The organism is Ekhidna sp. ABH4_415 (assembly GCF_056161305.1).
This window is the reverse complement of the sequence record NZ_JBSWYW010000005.1, coordinates 339920-354763: the sequence shown is the minus strand read 5'-3', so window position 1 is coordinate 354763 and position 14844 is coordinate 339920. Positions and strand designations below refer to the sequence as shown.

Genomic DNA, 14844 nt, shown 5'->3' with positions numbered 1-14844 from the left:
GCTCCTATCTCTTAATCAGAGACACTCCAATCCCTATAACCCAAATTACCCAACCAAAAATGAACATTCGGAATCCGTGAAGGTCCACAAAGACATAACCGATAATCAGCGACCCAATAGCAATGGCAGATATGACTAATCCCAACCACCCCAATACGGAAGGGAAAGCGTCTGTCTTCAGAATGCGAATAGACCATAGTGTCGTTGAAATGCAAACTGCCCCTATAAAAATGAAATCAAACGCATGATTGAAGCTACTTATCAACCTAAAAAACGGCTTTAATGAATCAATCGTTTGTTGAGAGGCGCCTTCATACCTTGCTACAAAATCCATTAAAATCAGCCCATTTACAGCAGCTGCAAACATGACTGCAACCAATCCAAAAAGCATAAAAAGAAAAGAAAGTTTATCTAGCGAATTGCCTCCCAGTTTATCGGTTAGTCCCCAAAAACCGTAAGCAACAAATGGTAACGACAATATGGCTATAGCATGTGATACCCGGCCAATGGTAACGATGCTCAATAGATGATTAAAGTTCCCGCCTACAGGGTGTAGCACCATCGTTACAATCATGAAAAAACAACCGATAATCAGGGAGAGGCCTGATGCTTTGTATTGATTAGACTCCATGTTTCTTTTTCCCAAACATAGGTTGACAATACCAAAACCACACTTGATCGAAATCAAGAAATGACTACTTCATGCGATTTCTCACCTGCTTAGCGTTTCAGGCGTCATTCCCAAATAAGAAGCGATATACTTAAGAGGGAAGCTTTGAATAATTTGTGGGCTCTGCTGCATCAAGTGCATGTATTTTTCTTCTGGGCTTCCTCGAAAATTGGTGGTTTTATTGACTGATTCAATGATTTTACCAAGCGCAAAATATGCAGGCGAGGCTCCTATCAATTCGTGCAAATCGTGAATATTGATTTGATAGACTTTACTTTCTTCAAAAGCTTCAATTTTTACGTTGGAGGGTTTTTGCCCTGTGAAACTTTCATGATTTAATACCCATGTATATAGTGGGAAAAGGTTTGTTATGACCTCCTCCATCTCTTCGTTGACATAGTATTCTATAAAACTACCCTTATCAACAAACACCCATGTACGGTTGATTTCATCTTTTGAAAGCAATAATTCTCCCTTATTATAGGATACTTCCTGAACCCTAGCGAGAAATCCGGATAACTCTTCGTCGGTCAACTTAGCATAAGAGGAAATGGATTTAACTATATTTTCCATACTTTCGACCTTTACCCTGCCCAGCCTTCTCGATCCAGGCTTCTGTATTGAATGGCTTCAGCCAGGTGCTCGATGGCTATTTCATCTTTACCCGCTAAATCGGCGATAGTTCTGGAAACGCGTAAGATTCGGTCATAAGCCCTTGCTGATAGCCCTAAGCGTTCCATAGCTGTTTTTAACAGCGTCTTTCCTGCTTCGTTAATTTGGCAAACATCTTTGACCATGTTCGAGCTCATCATGGCGTTGTTGAATACTCCCGATTGATCCTTAAATCGGGCTTCCTGAATTTCTCGGGCTTTAATCACTCGCTCACGGATTTCAGAGCTGGATTCCGTTTTGCGAGTTTCTGTCATCTGATCAAAGGAAACCGGGGTGACTTCTACATGCAAGTCTATCCGATCGAGAAGAGGCCCACTGATCTTGTTGAGGTATCGTTGAACTACACCAGGTGCACACACGCATTCTTTTTCGGGATGATTGTAATAGCCACATGGACAAGGGTTCATACTGGCAATAAGCATAAAATTGGACGGGTAATCCAGTGAGATTTTGGCTCTTGAAATGGTCACTTTCCGCTCTTCCAACGGCTGACGCATTACTTCCAATACCGAGCGTTGAAACTCCGGTAATTCATCCAGGAATAAAACGCCATTGTTTGCCAGAGATATTTCTCCCGGTTGAGGGATACCTCCACCACCTACCAGTGCTGCGTCAGAAATGGTATGGTGTGGTTGGCGGAAAGGCCTTTGCGCTATTAGCTTTCCCTCTGTTCCAAGCTTACCAGCCACTGAATGGATTTTTGTGGTTTCCAATGCCTCATGCAAAGTAAGAGGGGGTAGAATGGAGGGCAGTCTTTTTGCCAACATTGTTTTCCCCGCTCCTGGAGGGCCAATCATGATCACATTGTGTCCACCAGCAGCAGCAATCTCCATAGCGCGCTTGATGTTTTCTTGCCCCTGAACATCTGAAAAGTCAGAGGCATAGTTGTCCAAATCGGCGTAAAAAACATCTCGAGTATCGTACTGTAAGGGTTGAATAATTTCCTCACCCTCCAAATGCAGAATCGCATCTTTGATATTTTCTACCCCTATGATATCTAAACCATCTACGATGGCTGCTTCATTGGCATTTTCCTTTGGTAGAATAAAACCTTTGAATCCATTCTTTCGAGCTTCTATGGCTATGGGCAAAGCGCCTTTAATTGGTCGTAGTTCTCCGTCCAAGGCCAATTCACCCATTATCACAAAATCCTCCAAACTATCAGCAATGATCTGTTCAGAAGCTTTCAATATGCCCAAGGCAATAGGTAAATCATAAGCAGAGCCTTCTTTTCGAATATCTGCAGGAGCCAGGTTCACCACTACCTTTTGCCTAGGCATTCGATATCCAAAATTCTTTATTGCTGACTCTACCCGCTGCTCACTTTCTTTCACAGCAGAATCCGGCAGGCCAACCATAAAAAATTTGGTGCCCTGACCAACATTGACCTCAACGGTGATTTTGTAAGCATCTACGCCATAGACGGCACTACCATAGGTTTTAGCAAGCATAGAAAGGTTGGTTCTCTATTAAGCACCTAAATATAGGAATTACAGCAGAACCTAACTGTTTTGTGAGTGAAGGATGTCTATTTAATCCTCATCTTCATCAGCATCCTCGTCTCCTTTGTCTACGTCTTCGAATGAAATCTCTTCAGCAATAGCAGTTGCTTCCTGAGATTTATCATAAAGCTTCGCCTTAAGCTCAGTTACTTCACTTTCCAGGTTACCTATGTCATTTTTTAGCTTGTGAATTCTCATCTGCTGCATGATGTATTCTATTGCCATCAAAATGGACACAAATAGAAAAATCATCATCACATACTTGGGAAATTTGATATAAGATGAAAGCTTAATCTTAGAAAGATATTGCTCTGTGTTCATCAAAATATCCACTGAGAAATACAAAATGACCAGGAAGATCGTAATGTAAATAGCGTGAAAAATGAGCTTAAACCTTTTCATATATTACTTGAGTAGGGCTGAAAGTTATGAAACTTTTGAAGTTTTGAAACAAGGATATTTTTCAAAAAAGCTGAATTGCATATATAACCACATGAAATTTAAAAACCCTTTTAGAATAAATACTCTCGACTTGGTACGTTCCACCTCATTGTTAATCCAAACACAGAAGTTGAGGTATTGATCAAACCGTTAGAATCCTGTTCCTTTCTGAGAGTAATATCTGCATCCACAAACAGATTGTGTTTCCACATGTAGGAAGCACGAAAAAAAGCCATCATCAGATCTGTCTGATTTCCTTGTAAATGCGTGTTTCCATATTCGAGGCTACCCCCATTGCCATCAGGTCTTCTTATGGTATAATCTTTCAAAATATCTCTTCCAAAATTCACATCTCCGACATCATTTCCATAAGTGGCCATCATAACCATTCCCTCAAAATTCCATTGATCGTTTAGCCGGTAATTCACTCGTCCAATGTATTCGGTAAAATTGGCGCCAAGTGGATGGGCCAGCGCCAAATTGTAGTGACTATAACTAGTAAAACCATCCTCATGAGCATACATATATGGACGCACCCGATTGATCTCTCCCTGGATAATGGCATTTTTAAACCCAAATGGGTCCACATATTTAGCTCCCAGTTGAAACCCCTGCTTGTTTCCCCACCAACCATTGCCGGCTGCCACTTCGCTGACTATCATTTCATCAATTACAAGCTGGCCATAAAGTGAGACACGATTTTTAATGTTCCATTTAAAATCTAAACCAATGAGTGCATTGTCTTCACTACCGTTTTGCTGCTCCACTGCCCGATAAAAGATGATTGGATTCAGGTATTCAACTTTTAACCCTCCAGTGGAATCCCCATACATCACTGATTCAAACAGCCCAATGTGTAGATTCGGCTTAATCTTCATGTTTAGGTGATGAAAGGCCATGTACTTTTTCTGAAACCCTCCGGTACCTTCAAGGCCAAAAGTTCCTCCTCTCACACCGGCTATCAGCTCTCCAAAAATGTTTGTGTAGTCAAAAATTTTAGTGTTAGTGTTGATTCTGAGATAAGGATAGTTGTTGGAATAGTTTGAAAGTATTAACGATCGAACGCCATTGCCAACAAAGTGCTTACCAAATCCGAGTTGAGCAGATATGCTTTTGCTGAATCCAAAATCCACATACCCCTGGGCTCTGAAGAAATCCACTCCGGTGGTTGCATATTGTTTCCAAAAACCCTCATACGGAACAACGAGTGTGCTATCCCGAATATCATTTACATAAACAGGGTACCTGGCCTGGTTCTCCGTAAGTATGGTATAGAAAGCAACTTTTTTATCTATCCTTCCCCGAATTTCAGCACCACGACTGTTCACGAAAGTAGTGCCCAGAGCATCATTCGTCTTTCCATAAGAAAATTGCAATACAGGATTGACGTGCAAATCGAGCTTTTCATCCTCGTAGTAAAAAAGATCAGCAGGATACTGAAAAAAACGACCTAGAATAGGAACCCGTGACATTGTGGTATCATTGGTGTATTCACGAAGTTCCTTATTCATATAAAGACCTCCTTGATTACCGAGAAGGTTAAACACGGAACCTCTCGAAATCGGCTTTATAGTGGTGGTGAAGCCATCCTCAGATCGTATCTCCTCCAACTCTATAACCTTATAAGCGGGATGGCCTAATGTGAAATCTGTAGATTGCGCCCATAAAATATTGGCAATGAGCAGACTAAGGATCCAGAGTGTTTGTCTCATAAATTCAAACATATTCCATTTTAGTTGAACAAATGGGTTTGAAGAAGATAAAATAATGTCTATCTTTGCCATCCTTTTTGAAAAAGAGACGAGAGAAATGAAAAAAGACATACATCCTGAGTACAACGACGTTGTTTTTCTTGATACCACAAGTGATTTCAAATTCTTGACGAAATCAACAATGACGTCTAAGGAAACGATCAAATGGGAAGACGGAAACGAATACCCTGTGATCAAAGTTGAGGTGAGCTCAGCATCACACCCATTCTACACCGGTAAGAAAATTTTTCTGGATACTGCTGGTCGAGTGGAAAAATTCAACAAGAAGTACAAGAAGAAGTAATTCAGTACGAAAAAGAAATTTCAAAAGTCTTCGGGGTTTACCTGAAGACTTTTTTTATGCCCTTTTGCCAAAACAAACTAAGTTTGATTCATGCAAATCACCTTCATTGACACAGAAGAGAGTTGGAAGCAAATGCTCCCCCTTTCTTATACAAGGCCCGTGGCTGATGTGCGCGTCGGGATTTTGAAATTGCATGAAAAGTGGAGCAGCAATCTATCTGCAGAGAAAGTGTTCTTTCGCTCAGAGGATTACCTCAGCCCACTCTTTGAAGCACCTACACAAAAGACCCTGACTGTACTGGGAAACGTACTTCCCACTCGTGCGCTCATCGAGCAAATAAAAAATTTAAAAGTGGATCAGGTACTTGTGCACGATGATCAGGTCATTGCAGGATATTTCGATGCAAACGAGCCTTTTGTACACGGTCAGAGGAAGGTCATCTCCTCAAAAGATATTAAGCAGGTGATCCACCCGTGGGACATCTTCCGATCAAATGGTGAGGCGATAAAGTATGACTTTGAGCTTATTACAAAAAAACGAACATCCCAATTACTTGACGACCCACACACCAAAACTTATGGTGACCAAATTTTTATAGAAGAGGGTGCCAGGGTTCGTGCCGCTGTTCTCAATGCTGAGAGTGGGCCTATCTACATAGGTAAACATGCAGAAGTTCACGAGGGCGCACTCATTCGAGGGCCGTTTGCGCTTTGCGATCATTCCACGATAAATATGGGCGCCAAAATCAAAGGGGACACAACAGTTGGTCCACATTGCAAAGTAGGTGGAGAGGTTTCCAATTCGGTGATGTTAGGCTATTCGAACAAAGGCCATGAAGGGTTTCTCGGTAACTCGGTGATAGGAGAATGGTGCAACCTGGGTGCGGACACCAATAACTCCAACTTGAAGAACAATTATGCCAATGTGAAAATGTGGGATTTCGCTTCTGGCAGATTTAAAGACACAGGGCTTCAGTTTTGCGGACTGATCATGGGTGATCATTCAAAATGTGGTATCAATACCATGTTTAATACCGGCACTACAGTTGGAGTGTCAGCCAATATTTTTGGTGATGGATTTCCACGAACAATCATTCCCTCCTTTGCCTGGGGTGGTGCTTCCGGCTTTACTACTTATCAGACACGAAAGGCTTTCGAAACGGCAGAGTTGGTTATGAAACGAAGAAACAAAGCACTCACCGAGGTGGACAAAGCGATGCTTTCACATATCTTTGAGATCACCGCCGAAAATCGGGTTTGGGAGAAGAAATAATCCATGCAATTTTCAGAGATACCAGGTCTTGTAGAGTTAAAAAAACAGCTTATTTCAGCGCATAAGCGGGGGAAAGTAGCTCATGCCCTGCTTTTCGCTGGCAGGCCTGGAACTGCCGTACTACCAATGGCATTAGGCTATGCCAGCTATCTCATGTGTGAGAATAAATCCGAGGAAGATAGCTGCGGTACTTGTCCGAACTGCGTGAGAATCAAGAAGCTTGTCCACCCTGATATACACCTTCATTTTCCAAAAATATCGGCCGCTGAAAATAAATATGAAAAGGTGTTGGCAGAAGCTCTCCCCCGATTCAGGGAGTTTGTGGCTGAATCGCCATTTGGAGACCTGGAAGCATGGACCAGAAAGTATGGTCAGGAAAACAAAAACATTTTGATCAGTCGCGAGGACAGCAGACAGATGTTGAAGAACGTGAGTATGCGCTCTGTCGAAGGTGGCTTTAAGATTTTGCTCATCTGGGTGCCTGAACTAATGAACCCAAGCTCTGCCAATGCAATTCTTAAAATTCTGGAAGAGCCTCCTGAAAAGACTCTCTACCTACTTGTTTCCTACAACTATGACAACCTACTCGCGACAATCACATCCAGAACCCAGCTGGTAAACGTTTCTCCAAATACATTTGAAGAAGTACAAAAATACCTGGAGGAAAAAGGAATAGAAAAAACAAAAGCAGGGCAAGCATCAAAGCTCTCTGAAGGAAAAATTGGGCTGGCACTCCATGTCGCAGAAGCAGGCGAGACTCACGAGTACGAAGATTTTCAAAAGTGGATGCTGGAGTGCTGGAATAAAAACCTGACCGGACTGGTTCATCGAAGTGAGGAGTTTTCTAAGTCCGGAAAAGCAGCACAGAAAACTACATTGAATTTTGCAATCGCACTGATTCGAAATGCGGTTGTTCATGCCTCCGGACAAACGCCCCCTGTTCAAAGTGAGGCTGAAGGTGCATTTATTGGAAAGTTCGCTGATAAACTGGGTCTGGAGAAACTGGAAAATGTTTATGCATTGGCCAACGAAGTACTGAATCACCTTGAAAGAAACTCGAACCCTCGGATAACTCACTTAAATTTATCCTTGGATATCACTAGGATATTGAATGGCTAAAAGGGAAAAGCAGGTAATCGGACGATTAGACGTCATTGATCTCCCGGATCTAGGGGTTGTGGACATTCATGCCAAAATCGATACAGGAGCTTATCGGTCTTCGCTGCATTGCAAGAAAGTGCATGAAGAAGATGGAGTACTGTTTTTTACCTTGCACACAGATACAGGCTATAAAGAGTATGCAACCAAAGACTGGACACAGAAAATCGTCAGAAGCTCTAACGGGAAAGCCCAAAAAAGATATGTGATCAAAACCCGTATGCGGCTGTTTGGCAGAAACTATATGGCTTCCATCTCTCTTACCGATCGAAGTGAAATGAAAAATCCGCTTCTAATAGGGAGAAAGATTTTGACCAATAAATTCATTGTGGATGTCTCACAAAAAAATCTATCCTACAATCAAAAGAAGAAGAACTGAATGGAGCGTCCGGTGATAAAAATAGGTACAAGGAAAAGCAAGCTTGCCATGTGGCAAGCCAATTATGTTGCAGACCTGTTGGATGCAGGCGGTTTTCAACCTAAGCTGGTGCCAATTGAAACCAAAGGGGACAAAATCCAAAATGTGGCTCTTTCCAAGATCGGTAGCAAAGGGGTATTTACCGAAGAGCTGGAATCAATGCTTCGAAGAGGGCAGATAGATATCGCCGTTCATAGTGCCAAAGACCTTCAGTCCAAATTACCAGAAGGGTTCAGTGTTCTCTCATTCTGCGAAAGGGAGTCTCCAGACGATGTGATCGTCTCTGATAAGGAAATAGACCTCAACGATCCAAAGCTGATCCTTGGTACCTCCAGTACACGAAGGATTGCCATGTTGAAACACTATTATCCTCATATAACTACTGTGGATGTGCGAGGTAATCTTCAGACCAGGCTTGAAAAAATGAAATCCGGCATCATGGACGGGTTGGTATTGGCCTATGCGGGAGTGCGAAGAATGAATTATGATGATATGGTCAAATACTGGTTCGATACGGATCGGTTCATTCCGCCTGTAGGTCAGGGGTCAGTAGCTATTGAGATTCATGATAACATGGATTCAGAGGTAGCTTCCAGAATAAAGATGGCAACCAACCACCCTTTAACTGAAAAAATGCTGTTGACCGAACGAGCTTTCCTTCGTCGCATGGATGGAGGATGTAGCATTCCGGTTTTTGGTCATGCCGAAATAGAGCAGGATGGCCAAATCACGCTAAAAGGAGGCATTGCCAGTCTGGATGGTAAAGAGTTGATCCAGCGCACCATGCATGGCAGTGATCCGGAAGAATTGGGAACTTCACTTGCTGATGAAATTCTTCAAAGTGGGGGAAAGAAAGTGCTCAATGATATCAAATCTGCATTGAGTTAATGACTTGTTAACAAGCACATATTTGTAACTAAAAGTCCTTGTGTTGCTTCATTTTTGAAAAAACCTAAACATCAAAATGAAATTAAAACTAGCACTACTTCTTAGTCTTCTATCCTTTACAGGGTTCGCTCAAATGACACACCAGGATTCTTTGAATAGTGTGGTTAACGAATATTTCCGACTCAATGTTAAAGTTTTTCAAAGTGGATCATCGCAATCGGATATAGACTCCCTCTTCAGTCTGTTCAGTGAGGACTTCACATATTTACATCCGAAATATGGAGGGAAATACTCGAGAAAGGACCTCTATGATGGTTATATCAATAATCAGAAAAACGGCAGGTATAATGGCAGGGTTGCAGACATAAAAGTGACCAATCTTATTTCAGGCCTAAATGCTGTCTCCGTTGAAAAAAGGTTCGTGACCAGAAAAGATGACACTCTTTCTGAAGGGGAGTCACAAATGACCCTGTTTGAATTCAGAGATGGTAAAATCTATCGTATTCATGAATTTTGGTAAATCCTAAGCTTCTTGAAGTCTGACTCTCCTTTGATACTTTTACGGCTCAGAAAAAAGAAGCAAAATGAAAAAAATAGTTATCAGCTTATTGATCGTTGCGGTATTTGCAGCATGTGGAGATAAAAACAAGGACTATCTAGTCAAAATCAAGACCAAGTACGGAGACATGACTGTGGTGCTTTATGACGAAACGCCGCTTCATAAAAAGAATTTTTTAGAGCTCGCTCGCTCAGGTAAATACGACAGCACAGTATTCCACAGAATTGTTCAGGACTTTATGATTCAGGGTGGTGATGTGGCTAAAAAAGAAGGAGTACGAGAATCTGAAGAGGACAGAATCCCCGCTGAAATTGTAGATGGATTATATCATGTGAAGGGGGCCCTCGCAGCTGCCAGACAGGGGGATCAGGCAAATCCGGAAAAGAAATCGTCTGCTTCTCAGTTCTACATTATTGACGGCATGTCGTGGGATTTTATGACTACCGATGTGAGGCAATTAAATCAGCGAATGAGTGATATATTACAGGACACTGCACATAGCGACCTATTAAAACAATTTCAGGAACTGGCCCGAAACCGAGACAATGCTGGCATGACTGCTTTATCTCTCGCGAATAAAGATCTTGTTGAAGAAAAGTATGGAGTTGACTTAAGTGTGGACCCTTCGCAATATCCTGAAGAATATCACGGTGTAGGTGGTTATCCGCCATTGGACGGTGAATACACGGTTTTCGGTAAAGTGGTGGATGGATTAGAAGTAATAGACAAAATAGCTGCCATCCCAACATCACGAAACCCTCAAACTGGCGAGCGATCACTGCCGTCAGAAGATATTTACGTTTCGATGGAGGTGATCGAGATGAAGAAAAAAGAGATCACTGAAAAGTACGGATACGAGTATCCCAACTCAGAGGAGTAAATGAAAGTATTAATCACTGGAGCCAATGGGTTGCTGGGGCAAAAGCTGGTAAAGCTTTATGAAACCAACGAAGGTGTAGATGTCATTGCAACCGCTCGGGGAGCTAATCGAAATCCATTCGGATCATATACGTATGAACAGATGGATGTCACGGTCGTAAGTGAAGTGGCCAAAATCATTTCCAAGCACCAACCTGATGTGGTGATCAATACTGCTGCCATGACCCATGTGGATCAATGTGAACAAGATCCAGAAACCTGTCAAAAACTCAATGTAGATGCTGTAAGAAACCTAATCGAAGCATGTAAGGAGACTAAATGCTTTATTATTCATCTATCCACAGATTTCATTTTTGATGGAGAAGATGGTCCGTACGCTGAAGATGATCTACCTAATCCGCTTAGCAAGTATGCTGAAAGCAAACTTGAATCAGAAAAGTTATTGGGAGCAAGTGGGCTGAAACACGCCATTGTCAGAACGATGCTCGTTTACGGAATTGTTCATGACATGAGTCGATCCAACATCATCTTGTGGGTGAAAAAAAGCCTGGAAGAAAAACAACTGATCAAGGTGGTGAATGATCAGTGGCGAACTCCAACTTTGGCCGAAGATCTGGCCAAGGGATGTGCATTGATTGCGGAAAAACGAGCAGAAGGAGTCTGGCACATATCAGGGAAAGACCTACTGACCCCCTATGATATGGCTATGGCAACTGCCGAATATTTTGGTCTCGATAAGTCGCTAATCGAAAAAGCAGATGGATCCATTTTCACTCAACCTGCGAAACGTCCGGCAAAAACCGGATTTATTTTAGACAAAGCAAGAAGGGAATTAGGATATGAACCTGTTAGCTTTAGGGAGGGATTAGCCATTTTAAAGTCACAACTAGAAAATGTATGATGTTGTCATCCTGACGGACGAGCGGTACGTCAACCCCAAAGAGCGAAATGAATATATCAACAATGTGGTCCGCGAAGATCAGTTGGTGATGGACGCTTTGGAAAAGCGTGGCTTCAAAACGAAAAAAGTGGCCTGGTCAGATGCCGCTTTCGATTGGACACAAACAAAAATTGCACTCTTCAGGACTACATGGGATTATGCGGAGAAATTTATTGAGTTCAGTGACTGGCTGATGGAGGTCTCGATGAAAACCAGGTTGGTTAATGATTATGATACCATCATCTGGAACCTAGACAAACACTACCTCTCAGACCTCAAAGATCAAGGTGTCAATATTGTAGAAACGTATTTCATTGAGCCCGGAAACAAGCGAACGTTGAAGCAGCTGCACGATGAGCTGGGCTGGAAACATACTGTTCTCAAGCCGGCTATTTCTGCTGCCGCCAAAGACACGTTTAAGCTTAGCCCCGAGACAATTGAGAACTATGAGGAGCGCTACGCCTACCTGATCAAAGATGAAGCGATGATGTTACAACCCTTTCAGGAAGATGTAATGAAGCGAGGAGAGCTATCGCTGATGCTTATTGGCGGAGCATACACACATGCAGTACTGAAGGTTGCCAAACCCGGTGATTTTCGGGTGCAGGATGATTTTGGTGGAACAGTTGAAGACTACCAACCAACGCAAGCAGAGATTGACCTGGCTATTGCTGCCGTAAATGCTTGTGATCACATCCCTCTCTACGCCCGGGTAGATATCGTCAACGACAATGATGGGAACCCTGCCATTTCCGAATTGGAATTGGTAGAGCCGGAGATGTGGTTCAGAAAAAATGAGCAAGCAGCGGAGATGTTGGCGAAGGAAGTCCAGGCTTTATTAGGTTCCATCTAAAGACAAAATTCATGAAATCAGATAAAGAGAGTAATCTATTTCTCTATGTGTTTATTGCAATGCTACTCGTGACGATGCTTGCCTGTTACATTTTCTTATGAGAGCATCTTAAAAGGTATGTCCCGGATTTATTCCGGGACCTTGCGGAAGATCCCTTAATCCCTGGTTTTTGTCTTTCTCAAACCAATATTCGTTTTTGATTCGGGGACACGAACCATCGCGGAGACTCTCTAAGCTTTCGGAAAGTTTGAAACTTTCCGAAAGGTGTAATCAATTCTGCACACGCACCATCCTCACCGCTTTCCCCTGCCTCACCTGTGCCAGCTTGCCCATATCCTCATCAATCACCTTTCCAATCCTTGGATAGCCACCTGTTGTCTGGCAGTCATTCATTAGAATGATTGGATGGCCGTCAGCCGGGAGTTGAATGGTGCCAGGTATAACCGCAGATGATGCGATTTCTCGATAGTCACATGCCAACCGAGCACCTGTCAATCGAATTCCCATCCGGTCACTGCTTCCATCCACCTGGAATGATTCAAAGCTTGGTAGTTCTTTTAATAAATTCCATTCAGGCCCTTTCATGATTCGGATGGTTACAATCTCTTCGTTTTCTCTGTCCGGTATATCTGCCTGTGCTTTTATCTCTCCTTCGCCATTAGATGCAAGCATATCCCCCATTTGTAACCTTCTTCCATCTATTCCGCCAAATCCTGCCCGTTCATAGGTAGAGACACTTCCAAAATCCTCCTTCGCCTGAATGCTCCCTCCCATTCCAAGGTATCCGTAAACAAACGTAGGTGCGGAGATAGCGACCTTATCTCCAACTGACACTCTCATACATTTTCCTTTGGTCTGCCCATTGACTTTAAAGTTTGCACCAACAACAGAAATGACGGTTTCCTCAAGAGCTTCTAGCTCCATACCCATCAGCGCAAACTCGATCACTGGATATTGGTCAGGATTCCCCACAAGCTGATTTACTGCAATCATCATTTGCCGATCCATTGCTCCGGATTGAGGAATGCCGTATCGCCGATAACCAAACCGGCCAAAATCCTGAATGGTGGTCATGGGGCCCGATTTGATCATCTTCAATCTTCCCATTCCTCAAATGCTTTCTTAGTGATTCGATAAAACCGATACCGCGTTCCCACATCAATCAACATAGGCTGATCCTTTGTCGGAACAAAAATTTTTATTGGGGTTCGTCCAATGATATTCCACCCCCCGGGACTGGCTAATGAATAAATGCCTGTTTGCTCTCCGGCAATACCTACAGAACCTGAAGGGATTCGCTTTCGGGGCTGTTCCAATCGCGGACATGCTAATGATTCGTGAAGGCCGTCTGCATAAATAAAGCCCGGCGTAAAGCCTATGAATAAGGATCGATAGATTCCTTTTAAATGTCTTTCAATAACCTGATCTTCATTCATTCCGGACTGCTCGGCCACTCTGGAAAGATCCAGTCCCTCTTCATAGCAGATTGGTAGTTCAATCACATCGTCGTTATCTCGAATCTGCTTGGCAGACCCTTTTAGTCCATCCAGCCTCTTAATAACCTCACCCATGTCAAGTTTACTGAAAACGGCTATTGAATGGTATGCAGGTACTAAATCAATCAAATCTCCACCTATTGCCTGCTCCACAAGGTATGTACTCTCATGGATCTTCTCAATGGTTGTTCCCTTGCCACATTCGAGCAAAACAACCTCCTCTCCAAGGAGACTGGCTCGCCAGGAGATACTGTTAAACAGCAGCGATTTGGATTCCTTTGTTGACAAGGTGTTCGTGTATTTCTTTCGCTAAAGTTACTGCTCCTTCTGTATCACTGTGAAGGCATATGGATTGAACATTGAGCGTAAGCCAACCTCCAGCATTCACCCGGTTATTGACAGCCAGCTCTTCGACCTGCTTCAACACCTCTGTCTTTCGCAATACTGCTCCATCTAAAGTTCGAGAGCGGAGCGAACCATCAGGTTCATATTGGCGATCTGCAAACCCCTCTGCAATGAATGAATATCCATGCCTCTTGGCTACTTCTTCTGAAGTGGAGCCAGCCAGCCCCATCCAATAAGTGCCTGGAACAACTTCCTCAATGACTTTTAGAATCAGTTCGGAAATGAATTCATCTCCAGCAGCATGATTGTAAAGTGCGCCATGCGGCTTCACATGATGAAGGACTACTTGTTCCTCCTCGCACATTCTTTTGACCAAATGAATTTGATCTGTTATGCTGGCTGCCAATTCACCAGGCTGCATATGAATAATTTTCCTGCCAAAATGATCCGGATCGGGATAGGATGGATGCGCACCAACAGCTACCCCGTGTTGTTTTGCCAGGCGAATCGTTTGCCTGACAGAACGCTCATCTCCAATGTGACCTCCACATGCAGTATTGCAGGACGAAAGGAAAGGCATGATTTTTTCATCCAGGTTGGTTCCCGGATGTTCTCCCAGATCAGCATTGAGGTCGATGGAAAGCATAGTTGAATTTAGATAATATTAGAAAGTACCCGATTATTTCATCAACTTTA

General features: G+C 43.0%; 17 protein-coding genes. 9 read left to right on the top strand and 8 right to left on the bottom strand.

Annotated elements, in window-relative coordinates:
• Positions 1–4: 4 nt before the first annotated feature.
• From ACXAH9_RS10920 to ACXAH9_RS10900, 5 genes are all read right to left on the bottom strand, one after another.
• A complete protein-coding gene (locus ACXAH9_RS10920) occupies positions 5–631 on the bottom strand; it encodes a hypothetical protein (RefSeq protein WP_474894892.1) in 627 nt (208 codons plus the stop codon).
• 81 nt (positions 632–712) lie between these two features.
• Positions 713–1243, bottom strand: coding sequence for a Crp/Fnr family transcriptional regulator (locus tag ACXAH9_RS10915; protein ID WP_474894891.1), 531 nt, complete (start codon positions 1241–1243; stop codon positions 713–715).
• 11 nt (positions 1244–1254) lie between these two features.
• Positions 1255–2793 (bottom strand): YifB family Mg chelatase-like AAA ATPase, encoded by a 1539-nt coding sequence (locus tag ACXAH9_RS10910; protein WP_474894890.1) that lies wholly within the window; start codon positions 2791–2793, stop codon positions 1255–1257.
• A gap of 81 nt (positions 2794–2874) precedes the next feature.
• Positions 2875–3246, bottom strand: a complete 372-nt coding sequence (locus ACXAH9_RS10905; protein ID WP_474894889.1) for a hypothetical protein — start codon at positions 3244–3246, stop codon at positions 2875–2877.
• Between the two features lie 110 nt (positions 3247–3356).
• A complete protein-coding gene (locus ACXAH9_RS10900) occupies positions 3357–4997 on the bottom strand; it encodes a hypothetical protein (RefSeq protein WP_474894888.1) in 1641 nt (546 codons plus the stop codon).
• Positions 4998–5094: 97 nt separating this feature from the next.
• Here ACXAH9_RS10900 and ACXAH9_RS10895 point away from each other — a divergent pair, with 97 nt between their 5' ends.
• From ACXAH9_RS10895 to ACXAH9_RS10855, 9 genes are all read left to right on the top strand, one after another.
• A complete protein-coding gene (locus tag ACXAH9_RS10895) occupies positions 5095–5340 on the top strand; it encodes a type B 50S ribosomal protein L31 (RefSeq protein WP_349566598.1) in 246 nt (81 codons plus the stop codon).
• A 90-nt stretch (positions 5341–5430) separates the two neighbouring features.
• Complete coding sequence (locus tag ACXAH9_RS10890; protein WP_474894887.1) at positions 5431–6612, top strand: GlmU family protein; 1182 nt, start codon at positions 5431–5433, stop codon at positions 6610–6612.
• Positions 6613–6615: 3 nt separating this feature from the next.
• Positions 6616–7731, top strand: a complete 1116-nt coding sequence (locus ACXAH9_RS10885) for a DNA polymerase III subunit (RefSeq protein WP_474894886.1) — start codon at positions 6616–6618, stop codon at positions 7729–7731.
• On the top strand, positions 7724–8149 hold the full coding sequence (locus ACXAH9_RS10880; protein ID WP_474894885.1) for an ATP-dependent zinc protease family protein: 426 nt from the start codon (positions 7724–7726) through the stop codon (positions 8147–8149). The genes ACXAH9_RS10885 and ACXAH9_RS10880 overlap by 8 nt, the downstream gene beginning before the upstream one ends.
• Positions 8150–8161: 12 nt before the next feature.
• Positions 8162–9076, top strand: a complete 915-nt coding sequence (gene hemC, locus ACXAH9_RS10875; RefSeq protein WP_474894884.1) for a hydroxymethylbilane synthase — start codon at positions 8162–8164, stop codon at positions 9074–9076.
• Positions 9077–9152: 76 nt separating this feature from the next.
• Entirely contained in the window at positions 9153–9596 is a 444-nt protein-coding gene (locus ACXAH9_RS10870) for a nuclear transport factor 2 family protein (RefSeq protein WP_474894883.1), read from the top strand.
• A gap of 64 nt (positions 9597–9660) precedes the next feature.
• Positions 9661–10515: a peptidylprolyl isomerase gene (locus tag ACXAH9_RS10865; RefSeq protein WP_474894882.1), complete on the top strand. Its 855-nt coding sequence runs from the start codon at positions 9661–9663 to the stop codon at positions 10513–10515.
• Positions 10516–11415: an SDR family oxidoreductase gene (locus ACXAH9_RS10860; RefSeq protein ID WP_474894881.1), complete on the top strand. Its 900-nt coding sequence runs from the start codon at positions 10516–10518 to the stop codon at positions 11413–11415.
• Positions 11408–12307: an ATP-grasp domain-containing protein gene (locus tag ACXAH9_RS10855; RefSeq protein WP_474894880.1), complete on the top strand. Its 900-nt coding sequence runs from the start codon at positions 11408–11410 to the stop codon at positions 12305–12307. The genes ACXAH9_RS10860 and ACXAH9_RS10855 overlap by 8 nt, the downstream gene beginning before the upstream one ends.
• Positions 12308–12577: 270 nt before the next feature.
• Here the strand turns inward: ACXAH9_RS10855 and ACXAH9_RS10850 are convergent, their stop codons facing one another.
• The 3 genes from ACXAH9_RS10850 to pxpA are packed head-to-tail and all read right to left on the bottom strand — an operon-like array spanning position 12578 to position 14794.
• Positions 12578–13381, bottom strand: a complete 804-nt coding sequence (locus tag ACXAH9_RS10850; RefSeq protein WP_474894879.1) for a 5-oxoprolinase subunit C family protein — start codon at positions 13379–13381, stop codon at positions 12578–12580.
• Between the two features lie 20 nt (positions 13382–13401).
• Entirely contained in the window at positions 13402–14091 is a 690-nt protein-coding gene (pxpB, locus tag ACXAH9_RS10845) for a 5-oxoprolinase subunit PxpB (RefSeq protein WP_474894878.1), read from the bottom strand.
• Positions 14057–14794 carry a 5-oxoprolinase subunit PxpA gene (pxpA, locus tag ACXAH9_RS10840; protein ID WP_474894877.1) on the bottom strand — a complete coding sequence of 246 codons (738 nt, stop codon included), beginning with the start codon at positions 14792–14794 and terminating at the stop codon, positions 14057–14059. Before pxpA ends, pxpB begins: the two co-directional genes overlap by 35 nt.
• Between the last annotated feature and the right edge of the window lie 50 nt (positions 14795–14844).